Source organism: Sulfurivermis fontis, assembly GCF_004001245.1.
In the GTDB taxonomy this organism is placed as follows: Bacteria; Pseudomonadota; Gammaproteobacteria; order Thiohalomonadales; family Thiohalomonadaceae; genus Sulfurivermis; species Sulfurivermis fontis.
Window position 1 is genome coordinate 2,755,125 of record NZ_AP018724.1, and the last position, 17,486, is coordinate 2,772,610.

17 protein-coding genes and 1 pseudogene are annotated in these 17,486 nt (G+C 66.6%); 10 read left to right on the forward strand and 8 right to left on the reverse strand.

The window, feature by feature from the left end; genetic code table 11:
* The first annotated feature begins 6 nt into the window (after positions 1-6).
* The 4 genes from EP379_RS13765 to EP379_RS13780 are packed head-to-tail and all read left to right on the forward strand — an operon-like array spanning position 7 to position 3,382.
* Positions 7-1,203 carry a porin family protein gene (locus EP379_RS13765; protein ID WP_127478348.1) on the forward strand — a complete coding sequence of 399 codons (1,197 nt, stop codon included), beginning with the start codon at positions 7-9 and terminating at the stop codon, positions 1,201-1,203.
* Positions 1,204-1,214: 11 nt separating this feature from the next.
* Positions 1,215-2,120 carry a metal ABC transporter substrate-binding protein gene (locus tag EP379_RS13770; RefSeq protein WP_127478349.1) on the forward strand — a complete coding sequence of 302 codons (906 nt, stop codon included), beginning with the start codon at positions 1,215-1,217 and terminating at the stop codon, positions 2,118-2,120.
* Positions 2,117-2,872, forward strand: coding sequence for a metal ABC transporter permease (locus tag EP379_RS13775; protein WP_197722801.1), 756 nt, complete (start codon positions 2,117-2,119; stop codon positions 2,870-2,872). The genes EP379_RS13770 and EP379_RS13775 overlap by 4 nt, the downstream gene beginning before the upstream one ends.
* A 12-nt stretch (positions 2,873-2,884) precedes the next feature.
* Positions 2,885-3,382, forward strand: a complete 498-nt coding sequence (locus EP379_RS13780) for a HugZ family pyridoxamine 5'-phosphate oxidase (RefSeq protein WP_127478351.1) — start codon at positions 2,885-2,887, stop codon at positions 3,380-3,382.
* Between the two features lie 116 nt (positions 3,383-3,498).
* On the opposite strand, the gene EP379_RS13785 is transcribed toward EP379_RS13780, so the two are convergent.
* The 5 genes from EP379_RS13785 to EP379_RS13805 form a co-directional block, all read right to left on the reverse strand.
* Positions 3,499-4,929, reverse strand: coding sequence for an RtcB family protein (locus EP379_RS13785; RefSeq protein WP_127478352.1), 1,431 nt, complete (start codon positions 4,927-4,929; stop codon positions 3,499-3,501).
* Positions 4,930-5,078: 149 nt separating this feature from the next.
* Positions 5,079-5,498 carry an archease gene (locus EP379_RS13790; RefSeq protein WP_127478353.1) on the reverse strand — a complete coding sequence of 140 codons (420 nt, stop codon included), beginning with the start codon at positions 5,496-5,498 and terminating at the stop codon, positions 5,079-5,081.
* Between the two features lie 2 nt (positions 5,499-5,500).
* Positions 5,501-6,766, reverse strand: coding sequence for a BamA/TamA family outer membrane protein (locus EP379_RS13795; protein WP_127478354.1), 1,266 nt, complete (start codon positions 6,764-6,766; stop codon positions 5,501-5,503).
* A gap of 4 nt (positions 6,767-6,770) precedes the next feature.
* Positions 6,771-7,559, reverse strand: a complete 789-nt coding sequence (locus EP379_RS13800) for a sulfite exporter TauE/SafE family protein (protein ID WP_127478355.1) — start codon at positions 7,557-7,559, stop codon at positions 6,771-6,773.
* Between the two features lie 56 nt (positions 7,560-7,615).
* Positions 7,616-8,980 (reverse strand): NAD-dependent succinate-semialdehyde dehydrogenase, encoded by a 1,365-nt coding sequence (locus EP379_RS13805; RefSeq protein WP_127478356.1) that lies wholly within the window; start codon positions 8,978-8,980, stop codon positions 7,616-7,618.
* 104 nt (positions 8,981-9,084) lie between these two features.
* Between EP379_RS13805 and EP379_RS13810 the strand changes: the two genes are divergently transcribed.
* The 3 genes and pseudogenes from EP379_RS13810 to mtgA all read left to right on the forward strand — a co-directional run.
* Positions 9,085-10,032: a complex I NDUFA9 subunit family protein gene (locus tag EP379_RS13810; protein WP_127478357.1), complete on the forward strand. Its 948-nt coding sequence runs from the start codon at positions 9,085-9,087 to the stop codon at positions 10,030-10,032.
* 125 nt (positions 10,033-10,157) lie between these two features.
* Positions 10,158-11,390 carry a multifunctional CCA addition/repair protein gene (locus EP379_RS13815; protein WP_127478358.1) on the forward strand — a complete coding sequence of 411 codons (1,233 nt, stop codon included), beginning with the start codon at positions 10,158-10,160 and terminating at the stop codon, positions 11,388-11,390.
* 72 nt (positions 11,391-11,462) lie between these two features.
* A pseudogene (gene mtgA, locus EP379_RS16750) lies at positions 11,463-12,170 on the forward strand (monofunctional biosynthetic peptidoglycan transglycosylase); the annotation flags it as partial.
* A gap of 30 nt (positions 12,171-12,200) precedes the next feature.
* Here mtgA and EP379_RS13825 read toward each other — a convergent pair.
* Both EP379_RS13825 and EP379_RS13830 read right to left on the reverse strand, forming a co-directional pair.
* On the reverse strand, positions 12,201-12,998 hold the full coding sequence (locus tag EP379_RS13825) for an undecaprenyl-diphosphate phosphatase (protein ID WP_127478360.1): 798 nt from the start codon (positions 12,996-12,998) through the stop codon (positions 12,201-12,203).
* Between the two features lie 22 nt (positions 12,999-13,020).
* Positions 13,021-13,716 (reverse strand): class I SAM-dependent methyltransferase, encoded by a 696-nt coding sequence (locus tag EP379_RS13830; RefSeq protein ID WP_127478361.1) that lies wholly within the window; start codon positions 13,714-13,716, stop codon positions 13,021-13,023.
* A gap of 147 nt (positions 13,717-13,863) precedes the next feature.
* Here EP379_RS13830 and EP379_RS13835 point away from each other — a divergent pair, with 147 nt between their 5' ends.
* Positions 13,864-14,079: a hypothetical protein gene (locus tag EP379_RS13835; RefSeq protein ID WP_127478362.1), complete on the forward strand. Its 216-nt coding sequence runs from the start codon at positions 13,864-13,866 to the stop codon at positions 14,077-14,079.
* A 6-nt stretch (positions 14,080-14,085) separates the two neighbouring features.
* Here the strand turns inward: EP379_RS13835 and EP379_RS13840 are convergent, their stop codons facing one another.
* On the reverse strand, positions 14,086-15,285 hold the full coding sequence (locus tag EP379_RS13840; RefSeq protein WP_232023916.1) for a class I SAM-dependent methyltransferase: 1,200 nt from the start codon (positions 15,283-15,285) through the stop codon (positions 14,086-14,088).
* A 43-nt stretch (positions 15,286-15,328) separates the two neighbouring features.
* Here EP379_RS13840 and EP379_RS13845 point away from each other — a divergent pair, with 43 nt between their 5' ends.
* Both EP379_RS13845 and EP379_RS13850 read left to right on the forward strand, forming a co-directional pair.
* Complete coding sequence (locus EP379_RS13845) at positions 15,329-16,102, forward strand: pteridine reductase (RefSeq protein ID WP_127478364.1); 774 nt, start codon at positions 15,329-15,331, stop codon at positions 16,100-16,102.
* Positions 16,103-16,180: 78 nt separating this feature from the next.
* A complete protein-coding gene (locus EP379_RS13850; RefSeq protein ID WP_127478365.1) occupies positions 16,181-17,473 on the forward strand; it encodes an ATP-binding protein in 1,293 nt (430 codons plus the stop codon).
* Positions 17,474-17,486 lie beyond the last annotated feature (13 nt).

The following is a 17,486-nucleotide window of genomic DNA, read 5'->3' on the forward strand; positions in this document are numbered from 1 at the left end:
CAAATCATGAAACGCATTGCACTGGCCATCGCGGCCTGCTGCGCGGCGCCCGTCGGCGCCGCCGAGAACCACAGCTTCAATCCGGACATCTCCCTCATCCTGCAGGGCCGTTACCTCAACGCCGAGGACATCGCGGAACGCCACATCACCGGCTTCCTGCCCGCCGGCCACGACCATGGCAGCGAGCGCGGCTTCTCCCTCGATCACAGCGAACTGATGCTGTCGGCCAACATCGATCAGGCCTTCCGCGGTCAGGCCAATTTCGCCGTCGCCGATGGCGAGGTGGAGATCGAGGAGGCCTGGTTCCAGACCCTCGGCCTGGGCCAGGGTTTCACCGTCAAGGGCGGCCGCTTCCTGTCCGGCATCGGCTACAGCAACGAGCAGCACCCCCACGCCTGGGACTTCGCCGATCAGAGCCTGGTCTACCAGGCGCTGTTCGGCGCACACCTGATCCAGGACGGCGTGCAACTGCGCTGGCTGACGCCCACCACCACCTTCATCGAGTTCGGCGTCGAGGCCGCGCGCGGCCAGTTCTTCCCCGGCGCCGAAGCAGGCGGCGACAAGAACGGCGCCGGCAGCACCGCCGCCTTCGTGCACATCGGCGACGACTGGAACGAGTCGCACAGCTGGCGTGCCGGCCTGTCGTATCTGCATGCCGCCCCCAAGGCACGCGAGTCGCACCTGGAGGATGCCAGCGAAACCGAGGCGCTCACCGTGTTCAGCGGTGATTCCAACACCTGGCTGGTGGACTTCGTGTGGAAGTGGGCACCGGACGGCAACAGCCGCGAGCGCAATTTCAAGTTGCAGGCCGAATACTTCCAGCGCGAGGAAAAGGGCGAACTCACCTGCGCGGACAACAGTGCCGACGGCGGCGTATGCAATGACACCACCGGCCGCTACAACGCCGACCAGTCCGGTTTCTATGCCCAGGCGGTATACCAGTTCATGCCGCGCTGGCGCGTCGGCTACCGCTACGACCGGCTCGACTCCGGCACGGTGGATTTCGGCGCCAATGCCGGCCTGCTGGAGCACACCGATTACCAGCCAACACGCCATGGTCTGATGCTGGACTACTCGCCGTCGGAGTTCTCGCGCCTGCGCCTGCAACTGACCCGTGACGAGTCCATGCGCGGCGTGACCGACAATCAGGTCACCCTGCAGTATGCCATGAGCCTCGGCGCGCATGGCGCGCACCGCTTCTGAGAGAGGTCGGCATGAAGCGCTATCTGATCTGTTTGCTGCTGCCCATCGGGCTGTGGTGGCACAGTGCCGCGCACGCCGCATTGAACGTGCTCGCCTGCGAACCGGAATGGGGCGCCCTGGTGGCGGAACTGGCCGGTGACAAGGCCGCCATCCACGTTGCCACCACGCCGCGCCAGGACCCGCACCGCATCGAGGCACGCCCCTCGCTCATCGCCCGCGCCCGCAACGCCGACCTGCTGGTCTGCAACGGCGCCGAGCTGGAGATCGGCTGGCTGCCGCTGCTGCAACGCGAATCCGGCAATCCCCGCGTTCAACCCGGGCAACCGGGCTGGTTCGAAGCGGCGCAATACGTGGAACTGATCGAAAAACCATCGAGCCTGGATCGCAGTGCGGGTGACGTCCATGCCGCCGGCAATCCGCACTTTCACGTCGACCCGCGCAACCTTCTGCCGGTGGCCACGGCGCTGGCGGCACGGCTGGCCGAGATCGATGCCGCCAACGCGGCCCATTACCAGCACCGGCTGACGGATTTCCGTCAACGCTGGCAGGCCGCCATCACACGCTGGGAGCAGCGCGCCGCACCGCTCCGGGGCATGCCGGTGGCGGTGCAGCACAAGAACTGGAGTTATCTGCTGCGCTGGCTGGGCATGAAGGCCGTCATCGACCTGGAACCGAAGTCCGGCGTCGAGCCATCGGCGGCCTATCTGGCCGAAGTGGTGCAGCGCCTGCGGCAGACGCCGGTACGCATGGTCCTGCGCGCCAGTTACCATTCGCCGCGCCCGGCACAGTGGGTGGCGCAGCACAGCGGCATCGCGGCAGTGGAGTTGCCGTTCACCGTCGGTGCCAGCGAACAGGCCACGGATCTGTTCGGCGTGTATGACGACATCATCGAACGCCTGCTGGAGGCATCGCAGTGATCGACGACCTCGCCATCATCGCACCCGCCTTCGCGGCGGGACTGCTGGTACTGGCCAGCCATGTGCCGCTCGGCCGGCGCGTGCTGGAGCGCGGCATCATCTTCATCGACATCGCCCTCGCCCAGTTCGCCTCCCTCGGCATGGTGCTGGCCCACATCCTGCACCTGGAGTCGGCCTGGATCACCCAGGCCGGCGCCTTCGCCGCCGCCCTCATCGGCGCCGCCCTGCTCAACCTGAGCGAACGGCTGTGGCCCGAGGTGCAGGAGGCGATCATCGGCAGCAGCTTCGTGGTGACGGCCTCGCTGGCGATCCTGCTGCTGGCCAACGACCCGCATGGCGGCGAACAGCTGCATGAACTGCTGGTGGGCCAGATCCTGTGGAGCCGCTGGCAGGACCTGCTGCCGCTGGCCGGCATCACGCTGCTGGTGCTAGGCGCCTGGTTCGGCCTCGATCTGCAACGCTCGCGTGCCGGCTTCTATCTGTTGTTTGCCCTGGCGGTGACCATGGCGGTGCAGATCGTCGGCGTGTACCTGGTGTTCGCCAGCCTGATCCTGCCGGCGCTGGCGGTACGGCACTGCGGCGCACGGCGCGGCCTGGCACTGGGCTACGCCATCGGCGCCCTCGGCTACGGCAGCGGCCTGCTGCTGTCACTGTGGTTTGATCTGCCCTCCGGTGCCATCATTGTATGCATGCTGGCTGCAGGAACGGCCGTGGTGCTGCCGCTGCTGCAACGGCGCCAATCAACGGCCTGAGGTACACACGCGATGAACGGAACGCCGCGCACGGACGACAACTCGATGCTGAACCGCCTGCTGCGCCTGTTGCGGCAGCGGCGCTGGGCCGCCCTGGCCACCAGTGCGGCCGACGGCTCACCGATGGCCTCGATGGTCGCCTATGTACCCGGCGATAACGCCGGCTGCCTCTACCTGCACCTGTCGCAGCTCGCCGCCCACACCGGCAATCTGCTCGCCAATGGCAAGGCGGCACTGGTGATCGGCGAAGAGGACAACGGCAGCGGCGACCCGCAGGAGCTGGCGCGCGTCACCCTGCAGGGACAGGCTGTCGTCGTCGCGCGCGACAGCGAGGAATACCGCCAGGCGCGCGAGCGCTACCTGGAGCGCCTGCCGGCCTCCGCACGGCTGTTCGATTTTTCGGATTTTCTGCTGTTCCGCCTCGACATCGACAGCGCCCGCTTCGTCGGCGGCTTTGCCCAGGCGCGCAGCTTCGACAGAGATGCGCTGTGCAATGTGCTCATGCGGTGAGTTAAAGGCAGATACAAGTGACAAGAGGATGAATGCGCTACGTGCGTGCCGTTATGCAATGCCGTGCGCGCAGCGCACTCACTCACTTGCAACCTGTCACTTGTATCTGCCTTGATTCACCCCTTGACGCACGCCATGGGCAGCAGCCGCGCCACCTTGCGCGCCAGGCCCGCAGCATCCGCCGCGTCGACCACTGCAGAGACATCCTTGTAGGCACCCGGCGCCTCCTCCGCCACGCCACGCAGTGACGGACTGCGGATCACGATGCCGCGTGCAGCGAGGTCGTCCACCACGTCGCGGCCATGCCACTGCCGTGTCGCCGCGTGGCGGCTCATGGCGCGGCCGGCGCCATGACAGGCGGAACTGAAGGCGCGTGTCTCGCTTTCCCCGGTGCCGACCAGGATGTAGGAACTGGTGCCCATGGAACCGCCGATGAGCACCGGCTGGCCGACGGGGCGCAGATCCGGCGGCAGGTCGCGATGGCCCGGACCGAAGGCGCGCGTGGCGCCCTTGCGATGCACGAACAGGCGGCGCGCCTTGCCGTCGATGACATGCTCCTCGACCTTGCAAGTGTTGTGCGACACGTCGTACAGCAGATTGAGATGGGCCTGGGGGACCAGGCGCGCGAACACCTCACGCGTCAGATGGGTGATGATCTGGCGATTGGCCAGGGCGCAATTGATCGCCGCGCGCATGGCGCCGAGGTAGCGCTGACCCAGCGGTGAGTCGATGGGCGCACAGGCCAGCTCGCGATCGGGCAGCCGGATGCCGTACTCGCCGGCGGCGATGGCCATGTCCTTGAGGTATTCGGTGCCGATCTGGTGGCCCAGTCCACGCGAGCCGCAATGGATGCTCACCACCACATCATCGACCTTGAGACCGAAGGCCGCGGCCGCCGGCGCGTCGAATATCTCGGCCACGCGCTGCACCTCCAGGTAGTGATTGCCGGAACCGAGCGTCCCCATCTCATCGCGCTGGCGCCTCTTCGCCTGCGCCGACACCGCGGACGGCACGGCGCCACGCATGCAACCGTGTTCCTCGATGCGCGCCAGGTCCGCCTCGTCACCGTAGCCCTGCGCCACCGCCCACTGCGCGCCGCCGGCCAGCATGGCGTCCATCGCCTTGTCGTTGAGACGCAGCGCCCCGGTGCTGCCGACACCGGCGGGGATATGCTCGAACAGCGCATCGGCCAACGCTGTCTTGCTGTGTTCCAGCTGCGCCACCGTCAGGCCGGTGTGCAGGGTGCGCACACCGCAGGAGATATCGAAGCCGACCCCGCCCGCCGATACCACGCCGCCCTCCTCCGCATCGAACGCCGCCACGCCGCCGATGGGGAAGCCGTAACCCCAGTGCGCATCCGGCATCGCATAGGAGGCCTGCACGATGCCCGGCAGCGTCGCCACGTTGCAGGCCTGCTCGAACACCTTGGCGTCCATGGCATCGATCAGCGCCCGACTGGCGAAGAGCACCGCCGCTACGCGCATCGCGCCACGCGGCGCGATCTCCCAGGAGAATGCTGACAATTGCTTCAACTCAGGAGGAGCCATGTTCGAATCCCAGTGGCAAGTGGCAAGTGGCAAGTGGCAAGTGGCAAGTGGCAAGTGGCAAGTGGCAAGTGGCAAGTGGCAAGTGGCAAGTGGCAAGGAAGAGTGTGGGCCTTTTCTTGCTACTTGCAACTTGTCACTTGAAACTTCATTCAAACATCCACCACGCACTGCGCATGCCACAACCCCTGCACATCCTGAAACACTCCCAGCTCAGTATAGGTCGCCCCCTTCACCTCCACCGCCGGGCGGTGGCGCGTCACATCCACCGGCTCGCCCCAGGCACGGGCGCGCAGCCGCGTGCCGTCCAGCTGCACCTCGAAGCGGGAGAACAGCATGTGGCGGACGGCCATCTCGTAGATCAAGGCGTTGAGCCAGTCCACCAGCAGCAATTCTCTATCCGGCGCCGTGCAGGCGATTTCCACCAGGCGCTCGGGGCGCACCCGTTGCGGATCACAGATCACGGCGGTGAGTGCCAGTGCGGCCTGGGCAAAGGCGCCGGCCAGATCCGGCGCAATGCCGGCGATACCGATATCTGCCTCGTGGGAAAAATGCTGCCAGGACGCCGTCATGATCAGAACATGGTGTGGGTGGACAGATAGGTGCCCTGGGTATCGGCAGCCAGGCCCCAGGCATAGTCGAGGCGGATGGTGACGTTGACGAAGGTCTGCACGCGCCAGCGCAGCCCCAGGCCCAGCGAAACCTTCAGGTCGGTCAGGTCCATGTCGGATACCTCGCGCCAGGCATTGCCCACATCGCTGAACAGCACGCCGCGCATCTGCGGATAGCCGGAAACGGGAAACAGATACTCGATGTTGCTCAGCAGCATGGCATTGCCGGCAACGTAGTCCTTGTCATAGCCGCGCAGCGTGGTGCTGCCGCCGAGATACCAGCCGTAGCGGTTGAAGGCCGTGCCCTTGGCCATGCCGAGCTGGAAACGATAGTCCAGGTTGGAGCGTTTCTGATCCAGCGGCAGGTGGCGGCGGTAATAGAACAGATGGCGGTGATAGCTGAAGTCACCCCACTGCGGCACCGCCAGCTCGGCACTGTAGCCGTACACCCGACCTCGCCGCCGGTAGCGTTCCTCGTCCACCTCGTTCAACTCCACCAGACCATTCAACTGCACGTCGCGCGCATCCTGGTAGGGCACGGCGTCACCCTCAAGGTAGCGATAATCCTCCCACTGCGCCGCCATGCCGCCGCCGTAGCGCAGGCCGCGTGACGGGCCGGTCACCGACTGCCAGCGGTACAGGCCGAAACGCAGGTTATGCGTGGTCTGCTCGTAACGCCCGGTTTCCGCGCCGGCGGTATCCAGCTGTCGTTCCACGCGCTGCACCTCGCCGCCGCCCACGTCGAGACGATACGGCGTGCCGACGATGCGCGGATAGCTGTAGCCGACAGACAGCTCGCGCCGCGCCGGCGTTCCGGAATCCAGCGACTCCTTGATGATCGACTCCACCTCGAAATGCTGGTTCAGGCCGAACAGGTTGTCGAAACGCAGCTCCATGCCGTATTCGGTCTCGCCATCGCCGCGCACGCCGATGCGCGGTATCGGCAGGATGTACCACTTCTCCACCACCGTGATGAGCAGTACCGTGCCGACCTCTTCCTCCCGCAACTCGGCCTGCACCGACTTGAACAGCCCCAGGTTCATGATCGCCTGGCGCGATTCCTCGATGCGTTCCGCATCGACGACATCACCCGCTGCGATTGTCATCTCCTGCAGCATCACCTCCGGGCGGGTGGTTGCATTGCCGGCAAAGCGGATGGCGGCCAATACCGCGCCATGGGCCTCACCCAGCAGCAACAGGCAGGACATGAAAATGGTCAGGAGGCGCAAGCGTTCATTCCATCAACATCCTGACTCCCAGCAGCGCCAGGAACAGGGCGAAGAAACGCTTCAACGCCGTAGTGGGCAAACTGTGCGCCAGCCAGGCGCCGAGAGGCGCGAACAGGATACTGCTGACGGCGATGCCGAACAGCGCGGGCAGATACAGATAGCCCAGCGCCTGCGCCGGCAGGCCGGCATTGCCGCTGCCGGTCCAGGCAAAGGCCACGGCACCGGCGACGGCGATGGGCAGACCGCAGGCAGCGGATGTCGCCACCGCCTGGCGCATCGCCACGCCGCACCACAGCAGGAAGGGAACCGTCAGTGTCCCACCGCCGATGCCGACGATGGCGGATACGCCCCCTATCACCGTACCGGCCGCACTCATGCCGATGCGACCGGGCAGGGCACGGTGGGCCTCCGGCAGCAGCGAGAAACCCATCTGTGCCGCCACCAACAACTCGAACACGCCGAACACGTTACGCAACGCCGCCGTCGGCAGCCCCGCCGCGAGCAGCGCCCCGAGAAACACACCGAGCACGATGCCGGGCAGCAGCTGCCACACGGCCGGCCATCGCACTGCGCCGCGCCGGTGGTGTGCGCGTACCGAGGAGAGAGAGGTGAACACGATGGTGGCAAGCGAGGTCCCCACCGCCAGATGCATGATCACACCCTGGTCAAACGCCAGGCCGGCGAACGCCCAGGCCAGCACCGGCACGATGACGAGCCCACCCCCCACACCCAGCATCCCCGCCAGGGTGCCGGCAAAGGCGCCCAGCGCCAGATAGATCAACCACTCGGCCACGGTATGTCCTCAGGAAGAATGCAGCGGCAGCACTGCCCTACGGCACGGCATATGTTTCAACGCACCCACACGGTCTTGGCGTTGACGAATTCACGTATGCCGAGCAGCGACAATTCGCGGCCATAGCCGGAGGCCTTGATGCCGCCGAAGGGCAGGCGCGGATCACTCTTCACCAGGCCGTTGACGAAGGCGCAACCGCATTCCAGTTGCCGCGCGACGCGCTCGCCGCGCGCGCTGTCCGCGGTCCACACGCTGCCGCCGAGACCAAAGCGCGAATCGTTGGCGATGCGCACGGCATCCGCCTCGTCACGGGCACGGATCACGATGGCCACCGGACCGAACAGCTCCTCTTCGTAGGCGCGCATGCCCGGCCGCACCTGATCGAGGATCGACGGTGCGTAATACGTCGTAGTGCCCTCCAGCGGACGACAGCCGGTGAGCGCCACCGCACCGGCGGCGATGCTGTCCGTCACCTGGCGGTGCAACTCGTCGCGCAGATCGGGGCGCGCCAGCGGCGCCAGGGTGGTGGCCTCGTCCATCGGGTCACCGGCCCGAAGCTGCTCCACCGCCGCCTGGAAGCGCGGCAGGAATGCAGCGGCGACGGCATCGACGACGATGAAGCGCTTGGCGGCGATGCAGCTCTGCCCGCCGTTGAGGAAGCGCGAGGCCACCGCCTGCTGCACGGTCCAGTCCAGCTCGGCATCCTCCAGCACGATGAAGGCATCGGAGCCGCCCAGTTCCAGCACGCTTTTCTTCAGGCAGGCGCCGGCGGTGGCCGCCACCTGGCGTCCGGCCGGCTCCGAGCCGGTGAGCGTCACCGCATGCACCCGCGCATCACGGATCACGCCCTCGACCTGGGCGGAGGAAATCATCAGGGTGCGAAACACGCCGGCAGGAAAACCGGCGTCGCGAAAGATCGCCTCGATGGCCAGCGCGCACTGCGGCACGTTGGAGGCGTGCTTGAGCAGTCCGGTATTGCCGGCCACCAGCGCCGGCGCGGCGAAGCGGAACACCTGCCACAAGGGGAAGTTCCACGGCATCACCGCCAGCACCGTGCCGAGCGGCTGCCAGGCGACGAAGCTGCGGCCGGCGTCGGAGGCGATCTCCTCGTCGGCGAGAAAGGCCACGCCATGCTCGGCGTAGTACTCGCAGCCCAGCGCGCTCTTGTCCACCTCGGCCAGCGCCTCGCGCCGCAACTTGCCCATCTCCAGGGTGATGGTGCGCGCCAGTGCCTCGCGCCGCTCGCGCAGGATCGCCGCCGCGCGCCGCATCAGCGCGCAGCGCTCGGCCAGCGGGGTCGCCGCCCAGGCCGGCGCCGCGCGCGCCGCCTCGGCCAGCGCCTGCTCGATGGCGGCGCTGTCCCAGGCCGGATACTCCGCCAGCCGTTCGCCGTTTGCCGGATTGATCGATTGGAAGGCCATGCGTGTCACCTCGCTGCCGCGCTACGGATGTCTGATTATCGCACAGGCGGCAATGCGACTCGTGCCGCTGCTACACTCACCTTCAACAGCTCAGGGAGGGCCTCATGAACAGCCACACCATCGCCATCATCGGCGGTTCCGGTTTTGTCGGCAGCCGCCTGTGCGCCCGTCTGGCCCGCGACGGCCACAGCGTGCGTGTGCTCACCCGGCGCCGCGCACGGCATCGTGATCTGCTGGTACTGCCCACGGTGGAGGTATGGGAAGGCAATCCCCATGACGCCGCCGTGCTCGATACCCTGCTGGAAGGTTGCGATGTCGTCATCAATCTGGTCGGCATCCTCAATGAGAAACAACACGATGGCAGCGGCTTCGCCCACGCCCACGTCGAACTGCCGCGCGCGCTCATCGCGGCCTGCCGCCGCCGGGGCATCCGGCGCCTGCTGCACATGAGCGCCCTCGGCGCCGATGCGGAGCACGGCGCCAGCCACTACCAGCGCAGCAAGGGACGCGGCGAAGACCTGGTACTCGCCGCCACAGACCTGGACGTCACGGTCTTCAGCCCCTCGGTGATCTTCGGTCCCGGCGACAGCTTCCTGCGCCGTTTCGCCGGCCTGCTGCGTCTGGCCCCGGCATTTCCCCTCGCCTGTGCCGGCGCCCGTTTCCAGCCGGTGTTCGTCGGCGACGTGGCCGAGTGTTTTGCCCGCGCCATCGACAACCCGCAGACCATCGGCCAGCGCTACAACCTGTGCGGCCCGCGCGACTACACCCTGCTCGAACTGGTACGCTATGCCGCCCGGGTGTCCGGCATGCGCCGGTTGATCGTCCCGCTGCCCGACTGGCTCTCGCGCCTGCAGGCGGAAATCTTCGAATGGCTGCCCGGCAAGCCATTCTCGCGCGACAACTATCTGTCCACCCGGCACGACAACGTCTGCGACGCGCCCTTTCCGGCCATCTTCGGCATCACCCCGACCCCGCTGGAATCCATTGCGCCCTACTACCTGGGCCAGGCCGGCGGGCGACGGCGTTACGAAAGGCTGCGCAGCCGCGACTGACCACGTCCGCAAAGCGTTTCCCGCCTGTTGCCGCGCGGCCGGTGCAGTCCCGCGCGCCTGGCACGCCCCCAAGGCCGCATTGCTCGGTTAAGATGACGCCACGCAAATCATCGGAACACTGCACCATGCAAATCTATCTGGTCGGCGGCGCCGTCCGCGACAAGCTGCTGGGGCTGGAGCCGCAGGACCGCGACTGGGTGGTGGTGGGCGCGACCCCGGAAGAGATGCTGGCGCAGGGCTTCCGCCCGGTCGGCAAGGACTTCCCGGTGTTCCTGCACCCGGAAACCGGCGAGGAATACGCCCTGGCGCGCACCGAACGCAAGACGGCGCCCGGTTATCACGGCTTCGAGTTCCATGCCGATCCGTCGGTGACACTGGAAGAAGACCTCAGGCGCCGCGACCTCACCATCAACGCCATGGCCGAGGCCGCCGACGGCACCCTCATCGATCCCTTTGGCGGCCGCGACGACCTCAATAACGGCCGCCTGCGCCACGTCTCGCCCGCCTTCACCGAAGACCCGGTACGCCTCCTGCGCGTGGCGCGCTATGCCGCGCGCTATGCCCGTTGGGGCTTTCGCGTCGCCCACGCTACCAACGCACTGATGCGGCAAATGGTGGAAAGCGGCGAGGTGGATGCGCTGGTGCCGGAGCGGGTGTGGCAGGAACTGTCACGGGCGCTGAGCGAAGCGACGCCGGCGCGCTTCTTCGAGGTGCTGCGCGGCTGCGGCGCCCTGGCGCGCATCTTTCCCGAGCTGGAGCAGCTTTTCGGGGTGCCGCAACCCAAACAGCACCACCCGGAAGAGGACACCGGCGTGCATACCCTGCTGGTGCTGGAACAGGCGGCACGCCTGTCGCCGGAGCCACAGGTGCGCTTCGCCGCCCTGGTGCACGATCTCGGCAAGGGCACCACACCGCGCGAGGAGTGGCCGCGCCACATCGCCCACGAACACCGCGGCGTCGCCCTGGTGGAACAGCTGTGCGAGCGGCTGCGCGTGCCCGCCGACTACCGCGACCTGGCGCTGCTGGTAACACGCTACCATGGCGTGTACCACCGTGCCGAAGAGCTGCGCGCCACCACCCTGCTGGAGCTGCTGGAACACCTCGACGCCTTCCGCCGCCCGCAGCGGGTGGAGCAGTTCCTGCTCGCCTGCGAGGCCGACTCGCGCGGCCGTCCGGGATTTGAAAACCAGGACTTCGCCCAGCCCGGACTGATCCGCGAGGCACTGCGCATCGCGCAGGCGGTGGATGTCAAAGCGGTGGTCGCCGCCGGCTACAGCGGCAAGGCGGTGGGCGAGGAGCTGCGCCGCCGCCGCCTCGCCGCCCTCAAGGCCTGGCGCCGCGACGAGGCCGAGGACTGAAGACATTCCGTTGCGGGGCGCCATGGCGTATCATGCGCGCCCCATCTGCAGTCCTGCCGGTTCCGCCCCATCATGCGTTTCCTTTCGCGCCGCCGCCGCGCCGCACCCACCCGCCCGTCACGCCGCCTGTGGCGCTGGCTTGCCCTGGCGCTGCTGCTGCCCATCGTCATCGATGCCGCCTGGCTGGCCTGGCTGTGGCCGGACTGGGGCCGTCTGGCCAGCGGGCCCATCCCCAAGTCCGCCTTCATCACCGCCTATGAGCAGCGCCGCCAGGCCGATCGGCGCCTGCCGCCGCTGCGCTGGCAGCCGGTGCCGTTCACGCGCATCGCGCCGGCCATGCGTCGCGCCGTCATCGTCGCCGAGGACAGCCGTTTCTACCTCCATGAGGGCGTGGATTTCGAGGCGCTGATGGAGGCGATGGAACACAATTGGGAACAGGGCCGCATTACCCACGGCGCCAGCACCATCAGCCAGCAGACGGTGAAGAATCTGTTTCTCAGTCCGTCACGCGATCCGCTGCGCAAATGGCACGAGCTGGTGCTCACCTGGGCGATGGAAAGAAATCTGAAGAAGCGTCGTATCCTTGAGCTGTATCTGAACGTGGCCGAGTTCGGCCCGGGGATCTACGGTGTGGAGGCGGCGGCACGGCGCTACTGGGGCATCAGTGCGGCCGGCTTGTCGCTGGAGCAGGCGGTGGAACTGGCGGCCACCCTGCCGAGTCCCGCACAGAACAACCCGGCAACCCGCAGCCGCGCCTTCCAGCAGCGCAAGGCGAAGATCATGCGTCACCTTGTGCCGCGGACCACGCTGTCAGCTGTAGAGGTACAGCAACCCGGCCCCCAGCAGCAGGCGGTAGATCACGAAGGGCAGCATGCCGATGCGCTCCAGCAACCGGAGAAAGACGTGGATGCACAGGTAGGCGGCGAGACCGGACAGCACGCTGCCGAGCAATAGACTGGTCCAGTCGACCAGCGCTTCCCCGCGCACCAGGTCGATGGTGTTCAAACCGCCGGCCAGCACGATCACCGGGATCGACAACAGAAACGAAAAGCGCGCCGCCGCCGAACGCGACAGCCCCAGCATCAGGCCGGCGGTCATGGTGATGCCGGAGCGCGAGGTGCCGGGAATCAGTGCCAGCGCCTGCGCCACGCCAATCACCAGCACATCCTTCCAGCCGATGGCATGCTCGCTGCGCGCACCACGGCCGCGAACATCGGCCCACCACAGCAGCGGCGCAAACACCACCGTGGCCCAGGCGATCACCAGCGGCGAACGCAGCTCGGTTTCGATCAGCCCCTTGAACAGCAGACCGGCCAGGCCCACCGGGATGGTGCCGAACAGCACCGCCCAGGCCAGCCGGCTCTCACCCACCATTTGCCGCGTCGCCACCGAGCGTCCCCAGTCGCGCGTCATCAGCAGCAGGTCACGGCGGAAATACCACACCACTGCCGCCAGCGTACCGACGTGCACCGCCACGTCGAAGGCCAGCCCCTGATCAGCCCAGCCCTCCATCTGCGGCAGCAGGATCAGGTGCGCCGAACTGGAGATGGGCAGGAACTCGGTGAGGCCCTGCAGGATGGCGAGGGCGATGATCTGGATCAGTTCCATGGCTTGCTTCCGTGTGCGCGCTTCAACGCTTTTCCGCCACGATGCGCGCGTAGCGCCCTTCCTTGGCGATCTCGCTGTGGATTACCGCGAAGCCGGTATGGTTCAACAAATAGATCAAATCCTCGCGCGAGAAGCGGTTGTGCTCGACGAAGTGGATGAAAAAGTCTTCCAGCTCGGCGGTGCTGATATCGGCACCGAACAGCTTCGCCTCGTCGGTCTGGTTGCGCACATACACCTCCAGCGGCGCGCGCACCCAGTCAGCGATGTAGAAGCGCCCGCCGCGGCGCATCACGCGGCTGATCTCCTGCAGGGTGCGCAACGGCTGATCCATTTCATGCAGCACCACCGAGCACATCACGGCATCCACGGAACCATCCTCCAGCGGCAATTTCGGATCGTGCAGGTCTTCGGCAATGATCTCGCAACCGGCCGGCAGCTCTCCCACCGCCTCCAGCATATAGGGCGCCACCTCCACGCCGATGGCGCGGATGCCGGGATAGCGTCGCGCCAGTGCCTGGACGAACAGGCCGGGACCGGCACCCAGATCGAGCACCACCGGGCGTTCCGAATAGGCCGGCTCCACCCACTGCCGCCAGGCATTCCAGAAGATATCGTCGAAGCGGCTGTCGAAGGATTCCTTCATCAGCTGCACGAAACGCGCACCATCGCGGTGGTGCTTGGCGAGCATTTCCTCGGTCTGGCGCCGGCGATCGGACATGGCTTACTCCAGGTGTGGTCTATAACGGTGAAACGGGGGGCCATGATACCCGGTTTGCGCCGGGACGGCGCAGACACGGCTGTCAATAAAGCGTCATACAGGGCTGTTACGGTGGCACCGTACCCCAAGACGAAGAGAGATGAAACCATGAGCCAGGAAATCGTTGCCTTCTATACCCAACCCCTGCCGCACGGCCAGGAGCACCGCAGCCGCCTTGCCCAGGAGATCGCCTTTCTGGAGGGCCGCCTGCACGACCTGAGCGCCACCGGCGACGGTGACAACGCCTACGAACGCGCCCTCGGCCGCACCTACCAGGCCCTGCTCAGCCTGCGCCGCAGCGAGTTGGCCTCCCTCAACGCCTGATCACTCTCACAGGCGGTAGCGCTCGTCGCGCACGGCAAAACCCGCCCCGCCATCGGCCACACCGCGTCCCACGGCCAGCACCTTGAACAACTCCCCCATCTCGCCGGGCAGCATCAGCCGCTTCAACTGCGCGGCCACCTCCAGCTGCCCGCGCACATCGCCCGCCTCCTGTGCCAGCTCCAGCAGGCCGCTGCCGATGAGGTAGTTGGCCTGGTTGGCAAAACCCAGCACATCCAGACCGGCATCCAGGGCCGCCGCGGCCATGGCGCTGAAATCGACATGGGCGGTGATGTCCTGCAAACCGGGCAGGATCAGGGGGTCGGGGTGACTGCGATGGCGATAATGGCACATCAGGGTGCCGCCGCTGCGCTGCGGGTGGTAGTACTCATGGCGCGGAAAACCATAATCGAACAACACCGCGACGCCGCGTTGCAGCATTGCGGCGAGGCTGCGCAGCCAATCCTCGGCGGCAAAGTTCACCTCGGACTCATAGCCTTCCGGCAGCGCGCCGGTGGCGGCAATTTCCCGCACCCGCACCTCCAGGCGCGGCGAGCACACCGGCAGTTCACACCAGACAAAGGCCTCACCGCTCCAGCGCACGCCCAGTTCATGCACCCGGCCATCGCGCCAGCGGAAACGCTGCACCGGCAGGGCATCGAGCACCTCGTTGCCCAGCACGACACCGACAAATTGCTCCGGCAGGGCATCCAGCCACCGCACTCGTTCCAGCAGATACGGCGCCCGCGCCGCCAGTGTTTGCCGCTGCCGTTCGCGCAGGTCGGCGCTCACCTCGAGGATGGCGTAGCGCGGCGGCAGCGCCTGCATCCGCTCCAGTTCCAGCAGGATGTCCGCCGCCATCACACCGCTGCCGGCACCGAACTCCATCACTTCACCGCCATCCAGCGCGGACAACAGAGCGGCACAATGCCGCGCCACGCAACGGGAAAACAACGGCGACAGTTCGGGGGCGGTGACGAAATCACCGTCGGCACCGAACTTGCGCGCGCCGGCGCTGTAATAGCCAAGGCCCGGCGCATACAGCGCCAGCTCCATGTAGCGGGCAAAGCTGATGGCGCCGCCGGCGGCGGAGATTTCCTTGCCGATATGCTGGATCAGGGCGGCACTGTGCGCCGCCTCGTCGGCCGACGGCGGCGGCAGTTCACGCAGGCTGCGGGCAACCTGGCGGAGGTCAGGGGAATCAGACAACGTGGAGTTTCCGGCTGGAGTGAGTTTCGGTAGAGTGTGCCAGATGAGCCAGCGCAACAAAAGCACGCACGATTCCGACACCCTCGACGGCAAGGTGGTGTTGATCACCGGCGCCGCCCATCGCATCGGCGCCACCACGGCGCGCCTGCTGCACGCCGCCGGCGCCAACATCGTGCTGCACTACCGCAGCTCGCGCAAGGCGGCCCAGGCGCTGCAAAAGGAGCTGAACGTCCTGCGTGACAACTCGGTGGTGCTGGTACAGGCGGACCTGCTCGATACCGACAAGCTCACGGCCCTGGTGCGCGAGGCGCAGGGGGCGTGGGGCCGTCTCGACGTGCTGATCAACAATGCCTCCACCTTCTATCCCACTGAAATCGGCAAGGTGGCGGAAAAGGAGTGGCACGACCTCATAGGTTCCAATCTCAAGGCGCCGTTCTTCCTCGCCCAGGCGGCAGCGCCGCATCTCGTCAAGGCGCGCGGCTGCATCGTCAACATCGTCGACATCCATGCCGACCGACCGCTCAAGGGCTATCCGGTGTACTCCATCGCCAAGGCCGGACTGGTGATGCTGACCCGCGCCCTGGCCGGCGAGCTGGGACCACATGTGCGCGTCAATGCCGTGGCGCCGGGGGCGATCCTGTGGCCGGAGCACGACATGGACGAGGTAACCAAGCAGCGCATCGTCTCGCGCACCTTCCTCAAGCGCCAGGGTGATCCCAGCGATATCGCCAAGGCGGTGCTGTTTCTGATCCGCGACGCCGGCTACATGAGCGGCCAGGTAATCACCGTAGACGGTGGCCGCAGTCTCAACAGCTGATTTCCCGCACTGCCATCATTCTGCAACGTAGCGTTGTTACCGTGGCGCGCTCCATCCTGCTGCGGAGTATGAATTGCCATGGCAGTCGCCACGATCGCCTCGCTCGCCATCACTGTGCCGCCGATTGCGCCACACGCCATCATCGAAGATGTAAGCGAATATTTTCTGGCTCCCGAAAACGAACAACTACTGTCGCTGCCGGTGGTGGAAGACGGTCGCCCGGTCGGGGTGGTGAGCCGTTACCAGATGATGAACGTGTTCCTCAAGCGCTACGGCCGCGAGCTGCACGGGCGCAAGCCGGTCGCTACGCTGATGAGCCGCACTCCGCTGTTGATCGCGGCGGAGCAGCCCCTGGAAGATGCCAGCCGCTACGTCACCGGCAACATGCGCTTTCCCATCACCGAGGACTTCATCATCGTGCACGACGACCGCTATGTCGGTGTCGGCGTAGTGTTGGATCTGCTCAAAGCGATGGAACAGCAGCTGGCCGGCCGTTCGCGCCAGCTGGCCAAGGCCTACAGCGAACTCAAATCGTCGCAGTCGCAGCTGGTGCAATCGGAAAAGATGGCCTCGCTGGGCCAGATGGTGGCGGGCGTGGCCCACGAGATCAACACGCCGCTGGGCTATGTGCACAACAACATCGAGTTGTTCGTGGAGCACCAGCGCCAGCAGGCCGCCGCACTGGACGGCTATGCCCTGCTGCTGCGTCTGATCGAGGCCGGCGACAGCAGCGCGGAAGTCCTGGCGCAGCAATTGGAACGGGTACGCCAGATGCACGCCGAGCTGGGCGACGGCGCGGAGACCGAGGCCCTGCTCGGCGACACCCTCTACGGCATCGGCCAGATTGCCGAGCTGGTCACCAGCCTGAAGAACTTCAGCCGCGTCGACCGCACCACGACCGATGATGTCGACATCAACGAGTGCCTGGAGACCACCCTCAAGATCGCCCACAACTCGCTCAAGCACCACGTGACGGTGATCCGGCAGTACGGCGACATCCCCCTGGTCAACGGCATGCCGTCCAAGCTCAACCAGGTATTTCTCAACCTGATTACCAATGCCGCCCAGGCCATCGAGCAGCAAGGGCGTCTGCTGCTGCGCACCTATGCGGAAAACGACTACCTGCACGTGGTGATCGAAGACAGCGGCAAGGGCATCCCGGCCGCCGTGCTGCCAAAGATTTTCGACCCGTTCTTCACTACCAAACCCGTCGGCCAGGGCACCGGCCTGGGCCTGGCCATCAGCTACCGCATCATCCAGGAGCACGGCGGCGATATCCGCGTCGCCTCGCGCGAGGGCGTCGGCACCCGCTTCGTCATCCGCCTGCCGCTGCCCCGCTCCGGGGCCGTGACCCTCGCCGCCGCCTCGTGAGCACACTGCCAAG

Coding starts and splice junctions, on each gene's coding strand:
- EP379_RS13835 (WP_127478362.1), top strand. CDS start 13,864: ATGAGCCAGGAAATCGTTGCCTTCTATACCCAACCCCTGCCGCACGGC.
- EP379_RS13780 (WP_127478351.1), top strand. CDS start 2,885: ATGAACGGAACGCCGCGCACGGACGACAACTCGATGCTGAACCGCCTG.
- EP379_RS13810 (WP_127478357.1), top strand. CDS start 9,085: ATGAACAGCCACACCATCGCCATCATCGGCGGTTCCGGTTTTGTCGGC.
- EP379_RS13765 (WP_127478348.1), top strand. CDS start 7: ATGAAACGCATTGCACTGGCCATCGCGGCCTGCTGCGCGGCGCCCGTC.
- EP379_RS13830 (WP_127478361.1), bottom strand. CDS start 13,716: ATGTCCGATCGCCGGCGCCAGACCGAGGAAATGCTCGCCAAGCACCAC.
- EP379_RS13845 (WP_127478364.1), top strand. CDS start 15,329: ATGAGCCAGCGCAACAAAAGCACGCACGATTCCGACACCCTCGACGGC.
- EP379_RS13850 (WP_127478365.1), top strand. CDS start 16,181: ATGGCAGTCGCCACGATCGCCTCGCTCGCCATCACTGTGCCGCCGATT.
- EP379_RS13790 (WP_127478353.1), bottom strand. CDS start 5,498: ATGACGGCGTCCTGGCAGCATTTTTCCCACGAGGCAGATATCGGTATC.
- EP379_RS13825 (WP_127478360.1), bottom strand. CDS start 12,998: ATGGAACTGATCCAGATCATCGCCCTCGCCATCCTGCAGGGCCTCACC.
- EP379_RS13815 (WP_127478358.1), top strand. CDS start 10,158: ATGCAAATCTATCTGGTCGGCGGCGCCGTCCGCGACAAGCTGCTGGGG.
- EP379_RS13770 (WP_127478349.1), top strand. CDS start 1,215: ATGAAGCGCTATCTGATCTGTTTGCTGCTGCCCATCGGGCTGTGGTGG.
- EP379_RS13785 (WP_127478352.1), bottom strand. CDS start 4,929: ATGGCTCCTCCTGAGTTGAAGCAATTGTCAGCATTCTCCTGGGAGATC.
- EP379_RS13805 (WP_127478356.1), bottom strand. CDS start 8,980: ATGGCCTTCCAATCGATCAATCCGGCAAACGGCGAACGGCTGGCGGAG.